The organism is Paenisporosarcina sp. NPDC076907 (genome assembly GCF_050269735.1).
Lineage (GTDB): Bacteria > Bacillota > Bacilli > Bacillales_A > Planococcaceae > Paenisporosarcina.
Genome location: NZ_JBNNIX010000001.1, coordinates 538,962 through 563,460 on the forward strand (window position 1 = coordinate 538,962; position 24,499 = coordinate 563,460).

The 24,499-nt window shown below is 42.6% G+C and carries 18 protein-coding genes and 1 pseudogene; 10 read left to right on the top strand and 9 right to left on the bottom strand.

Annotated features, from left to right (window positions below; translation table 11 throughout):
- Window positions 1-78: 78 nt before the first annotated feature.
- From ACQKEV_RS02725 to ACQKEV_RS02745, 5 genes are all read right to left on the bottom strand, one after another.
- Entirely contained in the window at window positions 79-1,605 is a 1,527-nt protein-coding gene (locus tag ACQKEV_RS02725) for a tripartite tricarboxylate transporter permease (RefSeq protein ID WP_427443128.1), read from the bottom strand.
- Window positions 1,606-1,623: 18 nt separating this feature from the next.
- Window positions 1,624-2,073 (bottom strand): tripartite tricarboxylate transporter TctB family protein, encoded by a 450-nt coding sequence (locus ACQKEV_RS02730; protein ID WP_427443129.1) that lies wholly within the window; start codon window positions 2,071-2,073, stop codon window positions 1,624-1,626.
- Window positions 2,074-2,129: 56 nt separating this feature from the next.
- The gene (locus ACQKEV_RS02735; protein ID WP_427443131.1) at window positions 2,130-3,137 is read right to left on the bottom strand and encodes a tripartite tricarboxylate transporter substrate binding protein; all 1,008 of its coding nucleotides are present in this window, start codon (window positions 3,135-3,137) and stop codon (window positions 2,130-2,132) included.
- A 140-nt stretch (window positions 3,138-3,277) separates the two neighbouring features.
- A complete protein-coding gene (locus ACQKEV_RS02740; protein WP_427443133.1) occupies window positions 3,278-3,970 on the bottom strand; it encodes a response regulator in 693 nt (230 codons plus the stop codon).
- On the bottom strand, window positions 3,967-5,610 hold the full coding sequence (locus ACQKEV_RS02745; RefSeq protein ID WP_427443135.1) for an ATP-binding protein: 1,644 nt from the start codon (window positions 5,608-5,610) through the stop codon (window positions 3,967-3,969). The genes ACQKEV_RS02740 and ACQKEV_RS02745 overlap by 4 nt, the downstream gene beginning before the upstream one ends.
- A gap of 316 nt (window positions 5,611-5,926) precedes the next feature.
- Between ACQKEV_RS02745 and ACQKEV_RS02750 the strand changes: the two genes are divergently transcribed.
- Window positions 5,927-7,123, top strand: a complete 1,197-nt coding sequence (locus ACQKEV_RS02750) for an MFS transporter (protein ID WP_427443137.1) — start codon at window positions 5,927-5,929, stop codon at window positions 7,121-7,123.
- 224 nt (window positions 7,124-7,347) lie between these two features.
- On the opposite strand, the gene ACQKEV_RS02755 is transcribed toward ACQKEV_RS02750, so the two are convergent.
- Complete coding sequence (locus ACQKEV_RS02755; RefSeq protein ID WP_427443139.1) at window positions 7,348-8,148, bottom strand: TIGR00266 family protein; 801 nt, start codon at window positions 8,146-8,148, stop codon at window positions 7,348-7,350.
- A 177-nt stretch (window positions 8,149-8,325) separates the two neighbouring features.
- On the opposite strand from ACQKEV_RS02755, the gene ACQKEV_RS02760 reads away from it, so the two are divergent.
- The 5 genes from ACQKEV_RS02760 to abc-f all read left to right on the top strand — a co-directional run bounded on the left by ACQKEV_RS02760 (window position 8,326) and on the right by abc-f (window position 14,437).
- Window positions 8,326-9,801, top strand: a complete 1,476-nt coding sequence (locus ACQKEV_RS02760) for an aldehyde dehydrogenase family protein (RefSeq protein ID WP_427443141.1) — start codon at window positions 8,326-8,328, stop codon at window positions 9,799-9,801.
- Window positions 9,802-9,873: 72 nt separating this feature from the next.
- The gene (locus ACQKEV_RS02765; protein WP_427443143.1) at window positions 9,874-11,046 is read left to right on the top strand and encodes a saccharopine dehydrogenase family protein; all 1,173 of its coding nucleotides are present in this window, start codon (window positions 9,874-9,876) and stop codon (window positions 11,044-11,046) included.
- Between the two features lie 15 nt (window positions 11,047-11,061).
- On the top strand, window positions 11,062-12,261 hold the full coding sequence (locus tag ACQKEV_RS02770) for an acyl-CoA dehydrogenase family protein (RefSeq protein ID WP_427443144.1): 1,200 nt from the start codon (window positions 11,062-11,064) through the stop codon (window positions 12,259-12,261).
- A 46-nt stretch (window positions 12,262-12,307) separates the two neighbouring features.
- Window positions 12,308-12,439: an RAxF-45 family protein gene (locus ACQKEV_RS02775; protein ID WP_427443145.1), complete on the top strand. Its 132-nt coding sequence runs from the start codon at window positions 12,308-12,310 to the stop codon at window positions 12,437-12,439.
- 129 nt (window positions 12,440-12,568) lie between these two features.
- Entirely contained in the window at window positions 12,569-14,437 is a 1,869-nt protein-coding gene (gene abc-f / locus ACQKEV_RS02780; protein ID WP_427443146.1) for a ribosomal protection-like ABC-F family protein, read from the top strand.
- Window positions 14,438-14,939: 502 nt separating this feature from the next.
- On the opposite strand, the pseudogene ACQKEV_RS02785 reads toward abc-f, so the two are convergent.
- Window positions 14,940-15,329 (bottom strand): annotated as a pseudogene (locus ACQKEV_RS02785) (TIGR00366 family protein); the annotation flags it as partial.
- Window positions 15,330-15,502: 173 nt separating this feature from the next.
- Between ACQKEV_RS02785 and ACQKEV_RS02790 the strand changes: the two are divergent.
- Entirely contained in the window at window positions 15,503-17,665 is a 2,163-nt protein-coding gene (locus tag ACQKEV_RS02790) for a beta-propeller domain-containing protein (protein ID WP_427443148.1), read from the top strand.
- 28 nt (window positions 17,666-17,693) lie between these two features.
- On the opposite strand, the gene ade is transcribed toward ACQKEV_RS02790, so the two are convergent.
- Window positions 17,694-19,460: an adenine deaminase gene (ade, locus tag ACQKEV_RS02795; protein ID WP_427443150.1), complete on the bottom strand. Its 1,767-nt coding sequence runs from the start codon at window positions 19,458-19,460 to the stop codon at window positions 17,694-17,696.
- 231 nt (window positions 19,461-19,691) lie between these two features.
- Here ade and ACQKEV_RS02800 point away from each other — a divergent pair, with 231 nt between their 5' ends.
- Window positions 19,692-20,438, top strand: a complete 747-nt coding sequence (locus ACQKEV_RS02800) for a threonine/serine exporter family protein (RefSeq protein WP_427443152.1) — start codon at window positions 19,692-19,694, stop codon at window positions 20,436-20,438.
- Window positions 20,439-20,448: 10 nt separating this feature from the next.
- Window positions 20,449-20,907: a threonine/serine exporter family protein gene (locus ACQKEV_RS02805; protein ID WP_427443154.1), complete on the top strand. Its 459-nt coding sequence runs from the start codon at window positions 20,449-20,451 to the stop codon at window positions 20,905-20,907.
- A 40-nt stretch (window positions 20,908-20,947) separates the two neighbouring features.
- Here ACQKEV_RS02805 and ACQKEV_RS02810 read toward each other — a convergent pair whose 3' ends face one another.
- Window positions 20,948-22,960, bottom strand: a complete 2,013-nt coding sequence (locus tag ACQKEV_RS02810; RefSeq protein ID WP_427443156.1) for an EAL domain-containing protein — start codon at window positions 22,958-22,960, stop codon at window positions 20,948-20,950.
- Between the two features lie 211 nt (window positions 22,961-23,171).
- On the opposite strand from ACQKEV_RS02810, the gene ACQKEV_RS02815 reads away from it, so the two are divergent.
- On the top strand, window positions 23,172-24,071 hold the full coding sequence (locus ACQKEV_RS02815) for a DMT family transporter (RefSeq protein WP_427443158.1): 900 nt from the start codon (window positions 23,172-23,174) through the stop codon (window positions 24,069-24,071).
- Window positions 24,072-24,499: the final 428 nt, after the last annotated feature.

Genomic DNA, 24,499 nt, shown 5'->3' on the forward strand with positions numbered 1-24,499 from the left:
AAAGTGGGTGGGAGAGAACAAATCAACATCAAAAAGGAATAAAAAAACTGAGCGTTAAAGAACGCTCAGCCCCAACTCTTATTCTTCTTCATTTATGATCACATTACGGCCTTTAAGTTTCATAATCAGTGGAACGACGAGCCATGCGACTGCTGCAAGAATGAATACTAGTGAGAGTGGTTTAGATACAAAAATCGAGAAATCACCATTTGAAATCGTTAACGCGCGACGCATATTGTTTTCAATCATTGGGCCCAATACAAGCGCCAATACAAGTGGTGCCAATGGATAATCGTTTTTCGCCAAGAAGTAACCTAGTACGCCACAGGCAAGTAACAAGTATAAGTCGAACGTTGTGTATTGTACGGCGTAGACGCCAAAGAAGGAAATGGCGATAATGATCGGAAGCAAATACTTTTTAGGTGTTTGAATGATTTTCGCAAACACTTTCACAAGTGGCATATTCAAAACCAATAACATTAAGTTTCCGATAAACATACTCGCAATTAACCCCCAAGCTACTTCTGGGTGATCGTCAAACAATAATGGACCTGGCTGAATGTTGTACATGATCAGTGCACCCATCAGGATAGCGGTCGTACCGGAACCAGGAATACCTAAGGTTAATAATGGAATCATCGCACCGCCTGATGCCGCATTGTTTGCGGATTCAGGTCCTGCAACACCTTCAATTGCACCTTTCCCGAATTTCTCCGGATGTTTGCTGAACTTTCTTTCAGCTACGTAAGAAAAGAAAGAAGCCAGCGTGGCACCTGCTCCAGGCAAAACTCCAATGAAGAAGCCCAATAAAGAACCGCGGACAATTGGTTTTGCACTATCTTTTAAATCTTGTTTTGTCGGTAAAATTCTTTCAATCTTCGCGATGGCACCATCTTCTTTATCCCGCTCAAGAACCGTTTTGAATACTTCACCTAAAGCAAATAAACCAACGGCAATCGTCAAAAATTCAAGGCCAGAATACAAAATCGGTAAATCGTATGTAAAACGGGCAATGCCTGAAACGGCATCAATTCCAATAGTAGCCAAGAGTAAACCAAATACGGTCATCATCAATGCTTTGGTCATCGATTTGCCAGCTAATCCACTCACTGCACAAAGTCCAAGCAGCATTAGAGAGAAGTATTCCGCAGGACCAAACTTCAAGGCGACGTTTGATAACGGTTCAGCCAATAAAACCAAACCAATCAATGAAACGATTCCAGCTGTGAATGAACCGATTGCTGCAATTGACAGTGCAGCACCCGCCCGGCCTTGTTTAGCCATTTGATAGCCATCCAAAGTGGTGACAACGGATGAAGATTCACCAGGTGTATTTAATAGAATGGACGTTGTGGAACCTCCATACATCGCTCCGTAATAAACACCTGCAAGTAAAATAATTGAACTGGCAGCAGCAGCCTCAGTAGGCATACCAGAAGTCAATGTCGCCGTGACGGGAATCAAAAGCGCGACACCACTCATCGGTCCAATACCAGGCAAAACGCCGACTGCTGTACCAATCAATACGCCAACAAATGCAAATAAAATATTTTGCCACTGGAACGCGACAGCAAACCCATTAAATAAAAAATCTAAAGTACTCATGCCAAAACTCCTTTCACGTTAAAACTGAGGGAATCCGGGCAACGATCCGCCAAGAAACTCTGCAAAAAAGTAATAAACGCCAAATGAAAATGCACTGGCGATAACAATGGTGCTAATCCATTTCCCACGTTCCATTGTTTGAAATGCAATTAGCAAGAATAGGAACGTCGATATGACATACCCAAGTGGCTCTAAAATGGTAGCGTATAAAATTGCACTGATAAAAATAATGAGGAACTTAACATATTGAATGGACTCTTTTATTTTTTCGCCATGTTCATATTTTGTCGTTTCAAAAAGTAAGCGAATGCTTAATAAAATCAGGATGATTCCAAGCGCCGTCGGGAAAATATTCGGTCCAACAGAGGAACCATACGCACTTTGTGAAATCGAGCGACTTTCAATGACAAATAAAAGACCAATCAGTAAAAAGGCGATACTTGCAAATCGATCGAACGTTTTACTCATTATCTTTCACACCTCCTAAAGAAAAAGGCGACCGCTACTGCCGTCGCCGTCATTTATTATTTTTGCATCTCTAAAGCTGTTAATAATTCAACGATTACTTTATCTTGATCTTCTAAATAAGTTGCAAAATCTTCAGCGTTTCGGTATTCACTTTGCCATCCGTTACGCTCAAGTTCAGCTTTCCATTCATCCGTCTCCACCAATTCATCTAACTTCGCAGTCCAGTAGTCATAAGCTGCATCGGACATGTCTTTCGGTCCGAATAGTCCGCGCCAGATCGTGAATTCAGCATCAATGCCTTCTTCTTTGAATGTAGGCACTTCACTAAGGGTACCTTCAAGTCGTTCGCTAGAACTTACTGCCAATACGCGGACGTCACCTGATTTTACATACTCAGAAATCGTAGAAGCGTCAGTTGCAATAACATCTGCATTGTTACCTAGTAATGCCGCAACAGCTTCACCACCGCCATCGTACGAAACATATTTAACAGATTTAGGATCGATGCCATATTCATAAGCTGGTAGAATTCCTACTAAATGGTCCATCGAACCAGGTGCTGATCCACCTGCTAATGTGATTTTTGTCGCATCAGCTTTTATAGCTTCTAATACATCTTTCAAAGATTTGAAAGGTGAATCCTTTTGAACCACAATTGCGCCGTAGTCACGTGTTAACTGAGCAAGAGGTTTTGTATCTTTATAGCCGTAAGGACTGTTTCCTTCAGCTTTGTTATTGTTGATTAAAATAGGAGGTGATTTGACCATCAAGACATAATCATTTTTTGCTTCTTTCGTTGCAAAATCCGCCATGTAAACGGCTCCACCGCCACCAGGTTTGTTTTCAACCATAATGGACTCTTCTACCAATTTCGTTTCATTCATAGTTTTTGCAATGGAGCGGGCTGTTAAATCCCATCCACCGCCAGCTCCAGAAGGTGCCACGATTGTGATTGGTTTTTCCGGATAGTTAGATGAAGCGCTTTCATTTCCTTCCGACGAACACGCAGCTAAACTTAATGCCAAAGAACTCGCTAATAAGACTGTCGATAATTTTTTCCACATAATCGTTAATCCCCTTTGATTGAATTAGAAAAAGACAGCGCTTTCATACGCTGTCTTCAATTTATCAGAACTTTTATTCAATTCAATGTTTTGGGTCATAAGTGAAATAAAGGTCTTTTCCTTCATTTTGTTCATAAAGTTCATGGGGACTTTGGGAAATACCTGCGTTCGGGACGTCCGATTGTTCCATAAATGAGTTCCGCAGTCGCTTGGCTTTCAGAGACAAGAAACTCTAGATACCTTCGTGCAGTCGATCTGCTGAGCCCGCTTGCGACTCCGAGTTTCTCGGCTGTGATGCCATGAGATTGTTTTGTTAAGTGCAGCACGACCTTTTCCATTGTGATAGGGTCAATCCCTTTAGGCGTCATGATACTTTCGGCTACTTGTGATGACTTACTAGGGTGCCACAACATTTGAATGGATTCCTCTTGCAGGTTTCCTGTGCTTGCCAGTGTTTTTCTTTTTTCCTGGTAAGCCAGTAAACTTTCTTGAAAACGATCGAACGTCAACGGTTTTAATATGTAGTCAATAACACCTCCACGGAAAGCTTGTTTCACCACACTCACTTCAGAAGCAGCGGTAATGAAGATGATGTCCGTTTCCGGGCTTTCCGTTTGAATGAATGGCATTAGTTCTGTTCCCATCATGTCGGGTAAATAGACATCCAATAAGATTAAATTCGGTTTCATTGCACAAACCCAATCTTTTGCCTCAGCCCCCGTATGAGCCGAACCTACAACAACAAATCCCTCGATTTTGTCAATGAACCGACGGTGTATATCGGCGATTCGAGTGTCATCTTCTATAATTAAGACTTCGATACTTTCAGTCATGTAGAATAACCTCCTTTAGGAATGGAGATGACGAAAAGTGCTCCATCTAAATCCCCATTTTCAATTGACGCAACGCCATTTAAATCTCTAATATTCTCGGAAACTTTCACTAGCCCGTAACCTCGATCGGGTCCAGTCTTCGTGGAAACGCGAGATTTGAAAATATGCTCCTGTATATCAGAACGAAGTCCGTCACCTGAGTCCTCAACTTCAAGCAATATTTCCAGCCCATTATCCAGGATAAACAATCGTACAACTCTATCTGATTCGGGCAAATGTTCAACGGCTTCGAATGCATTCATCACAAGATTTCCTATGATCGAAACAAAAAGACTCTTTTCCAAATGCTTAGGTAAGTTTTTTAAGTTGCTATCTTCATCCAAAATAAATTGAACTTTTAATTCTCGGGCACGATTGAATAACCCAATCACAAGTCCGCCTAGGTAGGGGTCTTGTAACCTTCTCGTGACGAATTGGATAAGAGATTGATGCTCCTGCGTTTCGTCATGAATCAGGTGAAGTGCTTCATCCAGTGAGTTCAGTTGAATGAGCCCACTAATTGTATAGAGGAAATTCTGATATTCATGCGTTTGTGCACGAAGTGCTTCTGTATATTGCTTCACTTGTGAGAGTTCAGTCGTAATCTGATCAAAATCCGATTGCAATCGAAAACTGGAGACAGCGCCAACGATATCATTTCCGACCATAATGGGCATGCGATTAACAATCGCTTTTTTACCGCGGATTTCCATGTGTCGGTCAAATTGTTTTTCCCCACTTTGTAGTACTTGAGGAAGAAGAGTGTTCGGTAAAACTTCTTCAATGTGGCGTCCAATCAATGACACACCTTCCGGCAAGGATAGCGTGTCGTAGGCTGCAGGGTTCATCATGGAAATTTGTCCATTCTGATCTACCATAATGATTCCTTCACGAACAGATTCGATGAGTGTGTTGCGCTCCGTAAATAAATGAGCGATTTCAGTTGGTTCCAAGTTGAATAACACTTTTTTTATACTTCTGGCCAAAAACGACGAGCCAATGATCCCTAGAATAATAGCGATCAAGACGATGGTCACAATCGAATCCACATATTCAAAAAAAGTATGGGAGATGTCATCTTTCAAAAAACCTACAGAAATAATACCAACAATTTCTCCTTGCGCATTTTTTACTGGCGTTTTCCCACGCAAAGCCGGTCCTAGTGTCCCTGTAGCTTCGGAAATATAGGATTCTCCATTAATCAGAGCCCGTTCATTATCATCTCCAACCATTTTTTGCCCAATGCGCTCAGTTATCGGATGCGCATAACGAATTCCTTCGTTGTTACCAATGACCACATATTCTGCACCAGAAAGTCTGCGAACGTTTTCAGCGATTGGTTGTAACACTTCGGAAGGATTTGTATGTTCAAACCCAGCAATTACATCTGGTCGGCTCGCAGTAGTCTCTGCGATATTAAGGGCTCGGTTGCCTATTTGTTGTTCGATACTATTGGACATGGTGAAGTAGAAGGAAGCCCCAATTAGAAGGGAAATAGCTGTGACAAATAAGGCTCCATAAATGAATATTTTGGATTGCAAAGATCGATTCTTCAAAGCTCTCACTCTTTTCACATAATTAGTGATAGTATGACGAGTCATTGAAGAATTGGCAACAAGAGGATTTTAGTTTAGGGATTACAAATAGAAGGGGGAGAGTGGTTACCCCAATTAAATGGAGCGCAACACCCCAATTAAATAAGCGGCAACTCCAATTAAATTCCCCTCCGCTACTAACCAAAAGAAAACCATGACAATAGTCTGAATAGAAATTATAATGAATAAAGTTTAAGAAAGGGAGAGATTGCCATGTCAAAAGCAACACTTGCTTCATCAATCAAATTGGAGGGCATGTTGGCATAGAATGTGAACTCCGATTTGATTTTAACCAAAATCAGATAATCGGAGGAAATTAGAATTGAGTATACAAAATTTTTATTACACTGTAACAAGTTCAAGATCATTTTTCATACAAATGGTGTTCACATTAAACGCCATTTATTACGTAACGCAAGCGGAATTGAATGCTTTGCAACTCGTACTCATTGGAACCATCATGGAAGTGTCCGTCTTACTATTTGAAATGCCTACGGGCTTATTTGCGGATCATTACGGCCGGAAGAAGTCACTCGCTTTCGGTACACTCGTCCTAGGGCTGGCGCATGTATTGGAAGGCAGTACGCCTGAGTTTTGGGCGATTGCGGTGGCTTCCGCGATGTGGGGGATTGGCTGGACATTCATTAGTGGAGCTGAACAAGCATGGATTGCCGATGAATTGGACGCAAAGAATTTAGAAAAGACATTCTTGCGTGGCTCTCAGTTTTCATCGTTGGCGCGTTTTGCAGCCATTTTGACCAGCGTGGCCATCGCAGCGATTTGGTCCGTACAAACTGCGATTATCATTGCAGGAATTATGCTCATTATGCTTGCAGTCTGGGCATTCATTAAACTCCCGGAAACGAAGTTTGTTAAAGTTACGCGTGAAAAAGGTATCTCGGGTATAGCCCATATGATGACATCAATCAAAGCAGGCGTTTCTCAAATACGTGGTAACACCGTGTTGGTCAGTATTGCAATGGTTACTCTGTTCTGGGGGCTCGCTAGTGAAGGGTTCGATCGGTTGTACGGTGCCCATTTCATTGTGGACTACCAGTTGTCTGAAAGTGAATCCGTTTATTGGTTCGGCACGTTTTATGCGGTAGCATTTTTACTGAACATCGTGGCGCTTCGTTTCGTCGAGCGACACGTCAAAGGTCGTTACGCACAAGTATTAATGAACACTAACACCATTTTAATGGCAACCATGATTGCTTTCGCCTGGACAGGTCATTTTTGGGTGGCTGTCGCCATGTATTGGGTGACAAGTGCATTGAGAAATGTAAATTATCCGTTGATGAGCATAATCACAAATGAGCGGATCGAATCCAAAGGTCGTGCGACAACCCTTTCTATGTTCGGTCAGCTTGATGCGTTTGGACAAATCGCCGGTGGACCACTGGTCGGTATGCTTGCCTTGTATACGTCCATAATAGGGGGGATTACTTCCTCAGCGTTGCTCATTTTACCTGTACTTTATTTCTTGTGGCGAATGAAAGGGAAAATGACAGTTTCATAGAATAGATGAGTGCCTGGTGCGTATGTGCATCAGGCATTTTTTAAAAGGGAATAACTCTTGTTTGAGAAGGAATAAACGGTGCGCGAAAAGGAATAAACCTAGTCTGAAAGGGAATAAAAGGTTTTAGTAAAGGAACAAATCAAAATCTACGGGAATAAACACTACAAAAACCTCAAACCACAAAAAAACAGTGCACCATTAAAGGCACACTGTAATCATCTTAATTATTTTCCGCCTAATAAATCAAACAGACCGCCAGCCAAGCTGCCTTCACCTTTTGACCCGCCGCCCGGAGTTTGCGGAGCTGCTGCAAACACGCGACTTGCGAGACGACTGAAAGGTAACGATTGAATCCATACCGTACCTGGACCACGCAGTGTAGCGAAGAACAATCCTTCTCCACCGAATAATGCTGTTTTCACGCCTGGGACCATTTCGATATTGTAATCCACTTCCTTGGTCATGGCGACTAAACACCCTGTATCCACACGCAACACTTCACCTGGTTGTAAGTGTTTCTTATGAATAGTACCTCCAGCATGGACGAATGCAAGGCCATCACCTTCAAGTTTTTGCATGATGAACCCTTCACCACCGAAGAAACCAGCCCCAATTTTGCGTTGGAATTCAATGCCTACCGATACACCTTTGGCAGCAGCCAGAAACGCATCTTTTTGACAGATAATTTTTCCACCCATTTCACTCAAATCCATCGGAATGATTTTACCTGGATATGGAGATGCGAAATACACATGTTTTTTACCAGATCCGTTATTTGTGAAAGTCGTCATGAATAAACTTTCTCCTGTAAGCATTCGTTTTCCTGCACCCATTAGTTTGCCCATAAATCCGCTTGTCGCTGAGCCATTCGAGCCATCACCGAAGATTGTTTCCATCGAGATGCCGTCTTCCATCATCATCAAACTGCCTGCTTCTGCAACGACTGTTTCTCTAGGATCAAGTTCTACTTCTACAAACTGCATATCGTCACCGTGTAATTTGTAATCGATTTCGTGGTTATTCATGGCATACATTCCTCCAAAATTTAAATTCTACTCATTCATACGCTTCTCGCAACTAAAAGTTTCATAGAACGTCTGTATTTAGAAACATTCCGTTTTTTCTGAAAATGAAAAGGTTTAAATGACCACGTGTCGAATAAGTAAAGTGAAAGCGTTCTCAAATCGAAAGGGGTAAGGTACATGCAATTGAACAATTACATCGGTGGAAAGTGGCAGGAAGCGGGAGATGCAAAGTACGTTCCTGTAACGAACCCTGCAAATGGAGAAGAGTTAGCGCAAGTTCGATTATCAACTAAAAATGATGTGGATATGGCTGTTGCAGCTGCAAAGGAAGCGCAGAAGAAATGGGCGCTAGTCCCTGCACCGAAACGGGCAGATTATTTATATGAAATAGGCCGTATTATGAAAGAAAAGAAAGAGCATCTTGCTCAAGTGCTGACGAAAGAAATGGGCAAAGTCATTGAAGAGGGCCGCGGTGAAGTGCAAGAAGGAATTGATATGGCGTTCTATATGGCGGGTGAAGGTCGTCGATTATTCGGGGAAACGACGCCATCGGAACTGGCAGACAAGTTTGCGATGAGCGTACGTGCTCCAATCGGTGTGGTCGGACTCATTACTCCTTGGAACTTCCCTGTTGCCATCGCAACGTGGAAATCATTCCCTGCGATTGTTGCAGGTAACACGTTCTTATGGAAGCCAGCAACGGAAACCCCAATGATGGCTTATGAAATGGCGAAAGTATTTGAAGAAGCAGGACTTCCTGCAGGCGTTGCGAACATTGTATTCGGTTCCGGGGCAGACGTTGGAACGGCAATGATCGAACATCCGGACGTGAAAGTTATTTCATTTACAGGGTCAACTGAGACAGGTCGTTCGGTAGCTGAACGTGGCGGTCGTCATTTGAAAAAAGTGTCGCTTGAAATGGGCGGGAAAAATGCAGTCATCGTCATGGACGACGCCGACCTTGGATTGGCGGTTGAAGGGATTTTGTGGAGTGCTTTCGGAACAGCCGGTCAACGTTGTACCGCATGCAGTCGCGTCATTGTGCATAAAGATGTGAAAGAAGAACTGGAAACGCGTTTGCAAGAAGCGATGAAAGGCTTACCAATCGGTGACGGTATGGACGAATCCGTGAAAATCGGTCCAGTCATCAACAAAAAAGCGCTTGAAAAAATCCATAACTATGTCCAGATTGGTAAAGAAGAAGGCGCTACTTTGCTTGCAGGAGGAGAGATACTTGCTGAAGGCGAATTGGCAAACGGCAACTACTACGCTCCGACTCTATTCACAAATGTTGATAGAGACAGCCGCATTGCGCAGGAAGAAATATTTGGTCCTGTCGTTTCTCTGATTGAAGTGTCGAGTTTAGATGAAGCAATCGAAGTGAATAACAGCGTGTCCTTCGGTCTATCCAGCAGTATTTTCTCACGTGATGTGAACACGGTCTTCAAGGCGCAGCGCGATTTGGATACAGGCATTGTGTATGTCAATGCAGGCACAACAGGTGCCGAAATTCATTTGCCATTCGGCGGGACAAAAGGAACGGGTAATGGACATCGTGACTCCGGCGTTGCAGCGCTTGATGTATATACAGAATGGAAGAGCATCTATGTCGACTTCAGCGGTAAATTGCAACGGGCTCAAATCGATAACTAAGCAGTTTTGAATCAATCATTGTAAGCCTCACATATACATGCAGAGATAATGTTTTACAAAGGGGATGTAAAAATGAAGGTTGTTGTATTAGGTGCGGGATTAATGGGAAAAGAAGCGGCACGTGATTTGGTCAAAAGCGAAAACGTCGAGAAAGTGTTTTTGGCTGACGTACAAGTGGAGCAAGTAAAGGCGTTTAAAGAGAAAATTCAATCAGATAAAATAGAAGCAGTCCGTTTGGATGCCAATGATGATGCGCAACTGAAAGACGTCATGAGCAAAGGTGATGTTGTTATTAATGCCTTGTTCTACACGTTTAACGAAAAAGTAGCACGCACGGCCGTTGAAGTTGGCGTACATTCAGTGGATTTAGGCGGACACATCGGCGGCGCAACGGATTCTGTTCTCGAATTGGCTGATGAAGCACGAGCGAAAGGTATTACGCTGATTCCGGACCTAGGGGTAGCTCCGGGCATGATCAACATTTTATCAGGTTACGGTGCAAGCAAATTGGATGAAGTAACATCAATCAAATTGTATGTAGGTGGGATTCCAGTCGATCCGGAAGGTCCATTGAAATACAACATTGTCTTTTCATTGGACGGGGTGATGGATCACTATACGGATACATCCCATGTCGTACGGAATGGTGAATTGCTTGAAGTGCCATCATTGTCGGAAATTGAGCCGATTCATTTTGATGAATTCGGTGAACTGGAAGCGTTCCATACATCGGGTGGAACATCGACATTGACAAAAACGTTTCCGAATGTGGAAACACTCGAGTATAAAACGATTCGTTACCCGGGACATGCTGAAAAATTCAAAGTGCTTGTCGATCTCGGCTTAACCAAAAAAGAAACAACGGTTGAAGTAGATGGAAAAACAATCAGCACGCGTGAAGTGCTGAAAGCTGCTTTGACGCCAGGCCTATTACTGGGAGACAAACAAGATGCCGTCCTGCTGCGTGTCATTGTGTCTGGAAATAAAGATGGTCAACTGGCTACCTATTCCTACGAACTCGTAACGAAAAAAGATATGACAGATCAAGTTACGGCAATGGCACGTGCAACGGCAAACACCATTTCAATCGTTGCCCAAATGATTGGGAATGGCGAAATTACAAAACGCGGTGTTTACGCACCTGAACAAATAGTGCCGGGCGATACCTACATTAATGAATTAAAGAAACGTGGCGTCCAAATTCAAGAATCCATTCAACAATCAACTTCGGTTGGTAACGTATAACAGGAGGCATTCATCATGAACTTCGAATTCTCGGAAGAACAACAATTACTGCGTAAAACAGTCCGCCAATATGTGGATGCTGAAATTATCCCCCATATCGCAGAGTGGGATGCAACGGGTGGCTTTGATCAAAAGGTATGGAAACGGTTAGCTGAATTAGGTTTCATGGGCGTTTGTGTACCTGAAGCCTATGGTGGAAGTGGCATGGACTACAATTCTTTAGCGATCGTTTGCGAAGAGTTGGAACGGGGAGATACGGCTTTTCGAACAGCTGTCTCCGTGCATATCGGATTGAACTCCATGACGTTAATGCAGTGGGGTTCCGAAGAACAAAAGCAAAAATATTTGGTGCCTCAAGCAAAAGGTGAAAAAATCGGAGCTTTCGGTCTGACGGAACCTGGTGCTGGTTCGGATGTTGCCGCAATGGTTACAACCGCAACACGCGACGGGGATGATTACATTTTAAAAGGCCAAAAAACGTGGATTTCCCTTTGTGATAAAGCAGACCATTTCATCGTTTTTGCCTATACGGATAAATTCAAGAAACACCACGGCATCAGTGCTTTTATCGTGGAACGTACGATGGAGGGCTTCAGTTCGAAAGCGATTAAAGGCAAGTATGGCATTCGTGCCGGGAATACCGGAGAAATTTTCTTCGATGATATTCGAGTTCCAGCCGCAAACCGTATAGGGGAAGAAGGCGAAGGATTTAAAATCGCCATGTCTGCTTTGGATAACGGACGATTTACTGTTGCTGCAGGTGCTGCAGGATTAATCATGGCTTGTATTGAAGCAAGTGTGAAATATTGTAATGAGCGCGAAACATTTGGTAAGCCAATCGGCAAACATCAATTGGTCCAACAAATGGTCGCGAAAATGGAAGCGGGACTTCAAATGAGTCGTCTCCTCGTGTACCGAGTTGGTGAGCTGAAAAATAAAGGGGTGCGCAATACGCGAGAAACTTCTTTAGCGAAATGGCAGGCATGTGATTTTGCCAACCAAGCCGCAGATGATGCTGTACAAATTCATGGTGCCTACGGATACTCGGATGAATACCCGGTCGCTAGATACTTGCGTAACTCAAAAGCTCCAGTCATTTACGAAGGAACACGTGAGATCCATACAATTATGCAAGCTGAGTATGTGCTTGGATATCGTGAAGATAAAAAATTATCGAAAATGCTGCCGAAATGGCCATTTGAAATCGATAAGTGAATATGATAGAATATTCTCAACATGAATGAACGGAGGTGAAGAAAGAATGAAAAACGCTGTGAATGCACGTGGTTTTATACTGGAATTTTTATCCACATCATGTGCGATTACTCATGAAATTTCTAACAACGGGACAGGTCTGTCCACTTTTAGAAAATTACATGCACATCACAGCTGATAAGACATTCTTTCTTCTCCAATTTTTAAGAGAAAAGACTGCTTGCTTTTCAGGCAGTCTTTTTTTGTACGCAAAAATAGATCTAAGAACGAATGGCTTCCAGTTGAAATCGAAAGGAAGCGAAAAATCATGATATGTACAATACAGGAAATCAGTAAAATGTTAGGCGGAAACATCATTTTTGAGGAATTATCATTGGCTGTTAAGACTGGTGATAAATTAGCCGTTGTCGGACGTAACGGAACAGGTAAAACAACACTTTTTAAATTATTAGCAGGTATTGAAAGCCCGGATTCAGGGAGCATTCATTTCAGAAAAGGAACACGAATCGGCTACTTGGCCCAGATTCCTTCGTATTCAGAGGAAGTAACGGGCCTCGATGTATTGACGATGGCATTTGAAGAACTGCTTAAGATGCAGACACAAATGACAGACCTTGAAACGAAAATGGCCAGCGCATCGGGTGATGAGATGGAAAGGCTGCTTCGTCAATATGGAAATATTCAGGAACAATTCACGCTGCGTGACGGATACTCCTATGAGTCTGAAATTGATAAAGTCATTCAAGGTCTTCAATTAGATAACTTCGTTAACCGTCCTTTCCCTTCTTTGAGTGGCGGAGAACAAACGAAAATCATGCTCGGTCAGTTGCTGTTGACGAAACCAGATTTACTGTTGCTTGATGAACCGACAAATCATTTGGATTTGTTTGCTGTTGAATGGCTTGAACAGTATTTGGTTGATTATGAAGGAACGGTCGTTATCATTTCGCATGACCGCTATTTCCTGGATCAGGTTGTCACGAAAGTGGCTGATCTTGAAGAAGGCGAATTGATATTGTACCACGGCAACTACTCATCGTTTGCCATTCAAAAAGAAGAACGCATCATTCGGGAGTTCCAGGAATACGAGGAACAGCAGAAAAAGATTAAAAAAATGCGCGAAGCCATCAAGCGGTTGAAACTATGGGCAAACGAAGCAGTACCACCTAATGCAGCTCTGCACCGACGTGCCCGCAATATGGAACGTGCTTTGGAACGCATGGAAAAAGTTCGCAAGCCGTTAATCGATCCGAAAAAAATGACCTTATCATTTGAAGCAGCTCCTCGTAGCGGCAAGGAAGTAGTGGTCATGGAACAAGTGAACAAAGCTTTTGGCGACAAAGTATTGCTTTCTGGTGCGGACTTCAATGTCAGGTGGAAAGAACGAGTGGCAATCGTCGGTCGAAACGGAACCGGCAAATCTACCATCCTGAAACTTTTGCGAGGAGAACTGGACGTCGATGCTGGTATCGCACGCCTAGGCAGTAATGTAAGAGTAGGATTCTTGTCCCAGCATTTCGAAATTGCCAATCCAAAAGCGCGACTAATTGATGTATTCCGTGCCGAGGTTAATGTCTTTGAAGGTGAAGCCCGCCACATTCTGGCGAAATTCATGTTTTATGGACCGGATGTGTTCAAACGGGTAGGCGATTTAAGTGGAGGCGAGCGTATGCGTTTGCGTCTTGCGCAGCTCATGCATCAAGACATCAATTTATTAATGCTCGATGAACCGACAAACCATTTGGATATCGATTCGAGAGAAGTGCTCGAAGAAGCGCTTGAAGATTTCCAGGGAACCATTGTGGCCGTATCCCACGATCGCTACTTTCTCAACAAACTGTTTCCTCGGACCGCTTGGCTGGACCAGGGCACTTTCATAACTTTCGAAGGAGCGTATGAATGGGCACGTTCGAAGTGGGCGGAAAGGGAGCAAACGCTAGGACCAGAAACTCCTGTCCACAAGGAAGAACGAGTCAAAATGGTACGCGAACGTGAGGGAAAACCTCGTTCATTTGAAAAGGAAATCGCCGATGTCGAAGAAGAATTAGCAACGCTCACTGCACTTATTGAAGCAGAAGCGGATTGGCAGGAATACGAGAATTTGTTGGTGAAAAAGAAATCACTTGAAGAACGTTTGGAAGAATTAATGGCTGATTGGTTCAAACATGAGGCGTGAAGGCGTGATTTATAAAAGAAGGGAAACTAATTTAAGCATTGATTCGGTTTCTAAAAAACTCAGAGTTTCCATGCTCTGAGTTTTTTTATATATTGGTTTTCTTAAATAATCCATCTGATGAACAGTTACTAATTGTCGGACCAATAGCAAGATGGGTACTTACAACATTTATTCAAAACCACAATCAAGCGGATATTACATTCGGTAAATCTTGATTTGATGTTTTGTGTAATTAATGCTTATAACTCAATTTTTGCGAAAGAATAGACACCTTTGCTTTGGAAACAACCTGCCAAATATGAAAATTTGGCAAGAAAGTGCGGCTCGTTTCTACTTTTTATGTTGTTAATTGGGGCTGAGAGGGGAAACCAGACTCTTGGTTGTAAAAATAGACGTTCACGTAGGAAAAATTGACGTTGACGTAGGAATTATCGGCGTTGACGTAGGAATAATAGACGTTCACGTAGTAAATCATCTTTTGGCGTGTGGTTCTTCCTGAAACCACCCGAGGTGCAAATTCTTTTGCGAACAATGCGCCTATTACCAAACCGAAGCCCCAGTTAATCCAACATGCAATCAGCGAAACAAAACTGACAAGCAGAATTTCAGAACCTGGAGATTTTGCTCCACGAGCCATCGTGCTTAACAATTTTATAAAGACTGGACTACTAGCTAATACGTGACGAGCCACTAATACGACAACCATTTGCATCGTGAATGCAAGTAATCCCCAGAAGCCATCTCCCCAATAAACCACCATGTCCAGTGGGCTTGAGTCGGTTAATCCAATACCCATTAAGAAGACAAGTAAAGTTAAAATTGCAACGAATATGTATGGGTCCGGTAAGTACCGTTCCATGATTGTGTTCGAGAAACGTGTAAGAGTTTTCAATAACTTGCTCATTATTGTTTGTTCCGTCCAGTACCTACCTTATCCAAATTTTAAGACTCGTTATCTAGGTATTAAAAAATTCTAAATCAATTAATTATTTTTTGAAATAAATGAAACGAAATTCCATGTTATCGGTCTAATGAAATAACTAGCATTAAAAAGGAGAGGTTTTTATGAAAAAAAGAAGTGTATGGCTTCTGCTGGCTACTATTGTTGCCGCGTTGGTTCTGTCGTTTGCGTTTTTTATTGATAAAGTGACGGTAAGTGCTTCTTCGATTGCGTTGTCTGAACAAGGATGGAAAGCGAACTTTTCAGAGCCATTAAAAGCAACGGCAATCAAAGATGGAACCATTTATTTAGTCGATCAACAAGGGAAGAAAACCAAGGCGCATCTTCAGTTAGCACAAAACGGCAAATCGATTGAAGTAAATGAACTCAAACCTGGCTCGTATACACTGTATATCAAAAGGGAAGCTATACAAGGTGGATTTTTTAAATCCATGTCGACCAGAAAATTATCATTTACTGTTCACAAAGATTTGCAATCTGTAAAATCAGAACAAGAATTGAAAGCGTACTTCGTAAAGATAAATAAGCAACGTGACAACATGTATGCGTTTCCTGAGGAAGGGGCAGCAGAGAGCGCAATGGATTCAAGCGCGAAGTCCGCTCCTTCGAGCAGCGGAGGAGAAGTGGAACACTCGGAAACGAACAACCAAGTCGAAGGCGTCGATGAATCAGATATGGTGAAGACAGACGGGAAGTTTATTTACTCTCTTTTAAATGGTCGTGTCATTGTAACGGATATTCAAAATCCTGCAAACATGAAGAAAATCGCCGAATTATCATATGAATCAGAGTTTTATCCTACACAATTATTCTTACATGAAAATACGTTGATTGTACTTGGAGAGCGGCATGTCCCTTATGACAATGAGAAAACTTCAAGTGAAGTCTCAAGTAAAATGATGATGCCTTTTAACAGTTCCACAAATGTACGATTCTACGATGTAAAAAACCCTAAAAATCCAAAATTGGTTCGAGAAATCGGAGCGGAAGGATACTTGAACGGTGCGAGAAAAACAGGCGACATGTTGTATTTCGTGACCAATGTGATGCCGAACTTCTGGATGTTGGAAGAAGGCAACGATGTGGAATTACGGCCTTACACTTTTGATAGTGCCCAAAAAGAAAAGACTTCTCCAATGCCGCTTTCTGATTTGTCCATATTGCCGGGTACGATGGAAGGGACATATAGCGTCATTACAGCTATGAATCTTACAAATCCAGAACAATCGCAAGTAATAACGAAAGGATATTTAGGCGGCAGTAATGCGATGTATATGTCTAAAGATGCTTTGTATTTAACAGCCCCAATCTACATGCCATCATCTAAAGATGAAAATAATTCAGCAGTAGATATGATTTGGAATCCGCGTGAAACGAATACAGAAATTTTTAAATTCAAATTGGATGGCAGTGACGTTGAGTTTGTTTCGTCTGGAGAAGTGACGGGCATGCTACTCAATCAGTTCTCTATGGATGAACATGAAGGTTATTTCCGCGTCGTTACGACGAAAGGATTTGCTTGGGATACGGAAGAACTTTCGGAAAATAATCTCTTTATTTTGGATGCCGGTATGAAACAAGTAGGTTCAATCGAAGGACTTGCGAAAGGCGAGCGAATATATTCAGCCCGATTTATGGGAGACAAAGCGTACATGGTGACGTTCAAAGAAACAGACCCGCTGTTTGTGATGGATGTCTCCAACCCATCGGCCCCAAAAGTGTTAGGGGAGTTGAAAATTCCTGGTTTCAGCAATTACTTGCACCCGTTGGATGAAAATCATCTAATCGGTTTTGGTTATGATACAAAATCGATTCCAGGTGAAAATGGGAGTCAACCGAGAATCATTACAGGCGGTATGAAAATTTCATTGTTTGATGTCACTGATTTTGCTAATCCAAAAGAAAAAGACGTAGAAATAATAGGAGGTCAGGGAACCTACAGCCCATTGCAATACGACCATAAAGCTTTGTTTCAACACCGCGACAAAGGGTTATATGGTTTTCCGGTGACGTTGTATCAAGGCACTAATAAAGAAGGCTATGGTCAATATGCAGGCGAGGGTGCGATGATGTATGAAATAACGGCTGAAGAAGGAATTCAACAAGTGGCCAACATGATCAAACCAGCCAAGCAACAATATGAGAATTGGGATGAGCTCGTTCAACGGATGGTGTATGCCGGAGAAACTCTTTATACTATCTCAATAAAAGAAACAAAGAGTTATGATTTAAACACGTTTAAAGAGATTAGTGTAGTCACATATTAAGAACAAGGCAGGCCACTAAGCGAATCGTTTAGTGGTCTGCTTTTTCTTTCGCTTCAATCTCGATGTGCTGGAAAGTGGTGACATCAAATAAACCCGAATCAGTCAATTTAAGTGTCGGAATGACGGGCAAACTGAGAAATGACAATGTCAGGAACAAATGAAAATCAAGTGTTGGATGTATGGAATGAACCGCTTCGTGCAGCTTCTTCAGAGATTGGATGGCTTCCTCAAGAGGAACTTGCGTCATCAATCCGGCTATAGGTAATGCGAGTGAAGCCATAATTTGGCCTTCATTGACAACAACTAATCCACCCTGCATTTCCTGTAATGCCTGCACCGCAACAATCATATCTTCGTCGTTCGTACCCAGCACAATCGCATTATGGGAATCATGAGCAATGGTTGTGGCGACGGCACCTTTTTTCAATCCGAAGCCTTTTACAATCCCTAACCCGATTGTGTGTAATTGATGATGGCGTTCGATGACAGCCAGTTTCAAGTGTTCTCGTTCAATGCTTTGCACGAATGTACCATTCTTAATAGCTACTTCTTCAATCACTTTGTTGGTGACGATTTGGTCTGGGATAATTTCCATAATATTCGCTTTGGCACCTTCAGGTAGAGCAATAGCTAAACTTTCAACCGTCAATTTTGGCAAGTGAACGGATTGACTTATGCGTTTTGAACAAAATGATTGAGTTTCAGTAGAGGCAACCATGTACCCATTCTCGGCGACTTTGACGCCTTGTTTATACACAGCCGTTACTTTGAACTGTTCGAGATGATCAAGTATCAGAAAGTCCGCTTCGAATCCGGCTGCCAGTGCACCTTTTTGATTCAAGCCATAACATTCAGCCGCATTCAGCGTAGCCAACTGAATCGCTTGAAGTGGTTCCATACCGGCTGCTATCGATAGGCGCACTGCATGATCAATACTTCCTTCATCGACAAGTTCATCCAAGTGTTTATCATCTGTACAAAATAGAAATCTTCTTGCATTATGTGGCGTTACCGCAGGAAGCAAATCATGTAAATTCTTCGCTGCCGAGCCTTCACGAATTAATACATACATACCTTGAGCAATCCGGTCACGTGCTTCATCCGCGGTCACACATTCATGATCAGTCTGAATGCCTGCCGTACGATAACCTCGAATCTGTTCGCGTTGTAATCCAGCGCCATGTCCATCAATTCGCAAGCCTGCTTCCTTAGTCATTAAAAGTTTAGCGAGCATGGCTTCGTCTCCTGATAAAACAGAAGGGTAATCCATTACTTCTGCAAGTCCGAGAACGGAATGGTGAGATAGAAGAGGCTGTAAATCAGCTGCTTCGAGCGTTGCACCAGCATGTTCAAAAGAGGTAGAAGGTACACTTGAAGGAAGCATCACAAAAATATCCATCGGACTTTTTTTCGCATCCTTCAACATGAACTCGATGCCTTCCACTCCCGCCACGTTGGCAATTTCATGTGGATCGGTCACAACTGTGGTCACACCATGGGGCAATAGAACTTCTCCGAAAGCAGATGGAGTGAGCATCGATGATTCAATATGAATATGTCCGTCTATCAATCCAGGTACGACATAGCGTCCGGACGCATCCATTTCATGAAGCGCTTCAAATGAACCAGTGGAATCGATTGCTACGATGAGTCCATCCGAGACCACGATATCCGCTTTTGTCCAAACGAGTGAAAATACATCTGCTACGAGCGCATTACGCAAAATGAAATCAGCAGGTTGTTTTTGTTGGGAAATCGCAATGCTTTTCTTGAGTGTATCCATTGAATCGTGCATAAAATTTCCCCTTACATAAGATGATTGAGTAAATCCATTGTACTGTCGAACAAGCAAAATGAATAGTCTGTTGAATTGGAGAAGTGCTTTTTTATTAGTCTTCTGACTGCATTTATATTATCGTATTCGGGTTGAACAATAGATTCATGTTAAGGTCCAACAATATTTGTTTTTTAGTGCACATTTCGTTAAGATTGTGCAAAGGCGATTAGTGAAAGGAGTGGGCAAAACGTGCTGAATGAGAAGAATGATTTGGCAATAGATTGTTGCCTGCTTGCGGGACGATTAATGATTGAAAGTGGTGCGGAAACGTATCGGGTTGAAGATACCATGACCCGGATGGCGATTTCACAAGGTCTGATAGGGACCCAAAGCTTCGTCACACCGACAGGTATTATGTTTTCGCTCGGAAAAGATGGATCAACACGGTTAATGGCCATCCGAGACCGGGTAACAGATTTAGAAAAAATTGCGCTAGTGAATCAAGTATCCAGAAAATTGGCGACAACTGAACTGACCATCGAAGAAGCATATGAAGAATTACAACGGATTGCCAGTGCGAACTTAATGTTCCCATTTCTCCTGCAATTTATTGCAGCTGCTGTTGCGAGTGGCTGTTTCCTCATTCTGTTCGAAGGTGTCGTGAAGGATGTTCCTGCAGCGACTATTGCTGGTGGTATGGGGTTCCTTGTCGTCACATTAATTCATGAATTGACCCGCGTTAAGTTTTTCGCTGAATTTATTGCTGCCTCAATCGTCGGAGCATTGGCTTTTTTGGCGGTTCTGTTGAATGTAGGGGAAGACTTGAACACCATTATTATCAGCGGCGTCATGCCATTGGTGCCAGGACTTCTTATTACAAATGCGGTGCGGGATCTGATGGCCGGCCATTTTGTTTCCGGCGTTTCAAAAGGAGCGGAAGCATTGTTGACTGCATTCGCAATCGGTGCAGGCGTTGCACTCGTACTATCATTTTAGGAGGGGTGTCATGATTTGGATCATAAAAGCGGTGTTAAGTTTTATTATCGCAATTTCATTTGCTATTATATTTAATGCCCCTAGAAAAAAACTGGTTGCAGCCGGCTTGGTAGGGATGTGCGGTTGGGTAATTTACAGTGCTTTTACAATGGTTTCAGGTGATGCAATTCAAGCATCCTTTGCAGGAGCTTTTATCGTAGCCCTGGCATCACATATTTTATCCAAACGCTTCCGTATGCCAATGATTATATTCAGTGTACCGGGCATCATTTTATTGGTTCCGGGAGGACTCGCATACAACGCGATGCGTAACATTGTGGAAAATGATTATTTGACGGCCATCTCCTATGCTTCCAAAGCTTTCATGACATCAGGAGCCATCGCGATGGGCCTAGTATTTGCGGAAGTTTTAATGCAGTTGATTTTCAGATATTTACGCAGAAAAAAGACGGCTTCTCAGAATGTTTGAGTAGCCGTCTTTTCTTATGTCTTGCGTCGAGCAATAAGGGTTATCCTAATTTTTCGATTTCGCTTGCAGGTACAGGATGACTGACATAGTACCCTTGAATGGCATCGCATCCGAGTTTCGTCAATAAATCCTGTTGTTCTTTCGTCTCAACGCCTTCAGCTAATACACGGATCTCCATTGATTTTCCGAACTGGATGATGCCTTCCACCAGTTTTTGCAATTTCTCTTGTTTCGTAATGGAAGAGATAAAGGATTGGTCGATTTTAAGTTCGGTAATCGGCAGTAACTGCATATAGCGGAAGGAAGCGTAACCTGTTCCGAAATCATCGAGTACAAACGTGATTCCATCAGTTTGCAGTTGCAACATCTGGCGGATAATCGATTGTTCCGACTCCGCTTCGAGTGCAAATTTCTCCGTAATTTCAATTTGCAGTAAGTGAGCAGGACAACCGAATTTCTCTAAAACTTGTCTGATTTTCTTCACCATGTTTTTATCACGGAACTCACGGATGGACGAGTTGACGCTGACTTTCATTGGCTTGCCTTGTTTTGCCCAAATGGCAGCTTGTTCACAAGCCTTCTCCAACATAAATGTCCCAATATCATGGATCATGCCGGTTTCTTCTGCAATCGGAATAAGGTCGTTCGGTGAAACGGTCCCAAGCACAGCATCTTCCCAACGAACCAGTGCTTCCACTGCGTCAATTTTGCCAGTCTTTAAATCTACTTGAGGCTGATACATTACGCTTAGGTCTTTATGATGCAACGCTTCAATCAAGCGTTTCTCGATCATCGCTTTCCTGCTTAACGCAACATGATTGGCTTTTGAAAGACTGACGATGTTTCCGCCACCTTCCTTCTTCACCTTATGGATGGTCGCGCTGGATGCTTTCATCAAATGTAAAAATGTTGACTGATCTTCCGGGCATCTAGTAATCCCGCCACTGATCGAAATCGGAATGGCTTTATTGCGGATATAAATCGGATGCTGTTTCAAGTAACTTAAAAAGCCTTGAATAAACCAGTCACTTAAAGGGGTCAACACCACAAATTCATCTTCTCCGACGCGCGCGATATCACTATCTTGGAAATACATTTTCATACGTTTTGCAAATTCCAGCAATAGTGTCGTCTCAGACTCTTCATCGTGCATGTCTTTCAACGTGTAAAACTTATCGATATCTAAAAAGATGAACGAAAAATGGCGGTCTTCAGCAATTAAATTAGAAACGATATTTTCAAGACGATGACGATTCATCAAGCCTGTCTCAGGATCCACATAAGCAATTTGTTCAAGATGCAATTGCAGGCGTCTCTTGTCAGTGATGTCTTTTTCCAAAATAGTAAAATACATCGGCTCATCGTTCATATCAAGAACAGGAATGGCTGTCATATCAACCCAGTAGGTTTCCCCGTCCTTGGTCAGTTTTTCTACCGATCCTTGCCAAACACGGTTGCTTTTCAGTGCATACCAGATTTGATTGACCAATTTATCAGCAGACTCTTCGGGGAAAAGCTGCCAAAATGATTTGCCAATAATCCGTTTTGGTGTCCATTTGCTTGATTTCAAAAATAACGTATTTGCATATGTAATAAGCCCATCTTGATCTAGATAAGTGAGCATAAAGGTTTCATCTAATCCCAATTTAAAGCTAGCTAATTCCTGTGTACTTGACGCTTGATTGATTGTCGGAATATTATCGACTTCAAATAAGAACATAACGCAGTGTTCATTGTCGATTATCATTGAATTCAAAACAGCCGAAACACGAACCGGTTGGCCATGTTTAGAATGAAGAATGAAATTTTCAAAGCGAATCGGATCATTGCTTTGAATCACTTGGTCCCATGTGGATTTCTGGATGGCTGAACTGTTTTCCTCGAAAAAAGGATAGAATTTTCCAACGATTTCATCTGCAGTAAAACCAAATGTTCGTTCCGCTTCCTTGCTCCACCAAAGCACTGTTGCATCTTTAGCTGTCAGCATCATTGGAAAAGGGACATGGTCCAATACACTGCTGCCATTTTCCAATACTTGTTGCATACCTTTCATTTCGCAGGACTCCTTGTATGTAAACTATCTACTATTATAGAGAAGTCTTGACAGCAAGTCATTAAATTTAAAAATGTTTTATTCTGATAAATAAAGGAAAATTCAAGGAGATTCCTTAAGGTAGAAATGGAAATGTTCGCAAGTTGTTCATTGAATTCAGCGCGAACAATAGTAAGATGAAATGAAGTCTACTAGATTATGAGGTGAGTAAATGATTCGTGCGAAAGGGATTGTGTTGATTATTACGGGAGCGATGTTGTGGGGAGCGACGGGTCCGTTAATGGAATGGATCCTGTCACACTCCAGAATATCCGTACCGTTTATGTTAACAATTAGGCTTCTTGTTGCCGGGGTTGCTTTACTCGCTTTCTTGAAAATTTCAGGAAAACAGTTAACACCAATTTGGCATCAGCCTTACTGGCTAAAACGTTTAATGATCTTCGCCTTGTTCGGCATGCTCGGCGTCCAATATTCCTTCGTTGCGGCAATCGAATCCAGCAACGCAGTAGTGGCAACGCTGCTTCAATTTTTGGCACCGATATTTGTCGTGATTTTTGTCTCTTGGAGTATAAAGAAATGGCCACCGAAATATCAGCTTTATGGCATTTTTGGAACGTTATTGGGCTTGTTCTTCTTGTTGACAAATGGGTCATTCAACAAGTTACTGTTAAGTCCGGAAGCGTTGGCGTGGGGAGTCGCAGTCGGACTGAGTTTTGCTTTTTACACGTTATATCCAAGTGCCCTCATGAAAGAATGGGGAGTATTGTTAGTGGTCGGCTGGTCGATGCTGATCGGCGGTGTCGTCCTCGGAAGTTTAAGCCACGTTTGGAAATCTGACGAATGGGCGTTGCTACTGGATTGGAAATTATCCCTTCTATTATTGACGGTCATTGTCTTCGGTACAGTCGCCTTCGTTTTATTTTTAAGTAGCATGAAATACATAAGCGCGATTGAAACGAGCATTTTATCCAGCATGGAACCTCTAACGGCAATGATTATCTCAGTCATTTGGCTGCAACAAGTGTTAGGGGTGTGGCAGATGGTTGGTGCTCTCCTAATGCTGGTATGTGTTACGTGGCTATCCATTGCAGGAGATCGGAACAAGAAATAAGTTTGATAGAATCATCTACTCTTTCGGGAGTGGGTGATTTTTTTGTGGATTTGGGGAGATTCCTACGTCAACGTCGATTTTTCCTACGTGAACGGCGATAATTCCTACGTCACCCACGATTTTTCCTACGTGAACCCCGATTTTTACAACTGAGCCGCCGCTCAGGCACAACGACAAACAGAAAAGAGCCTGGAGCGAGTTAGCGGAATGGCTCCCAATTAGGTTTTAAAGATTTAATGGTTTTGTTTTCGCTGCGCTGCTGTATGAAAGAAGGGATATCTCGAGGTTTGTCATGGTTTCAGACGTCAACGCTGATTTCTCAGACGTGGATGCCATTTTTTCAGACGTCGAACTCCTATTTTCAGACATCATAGCCAAAAAGTCAGACTGAGCCGCCGCTCAGGCGCGACGACAAACAGAGAAGAGCC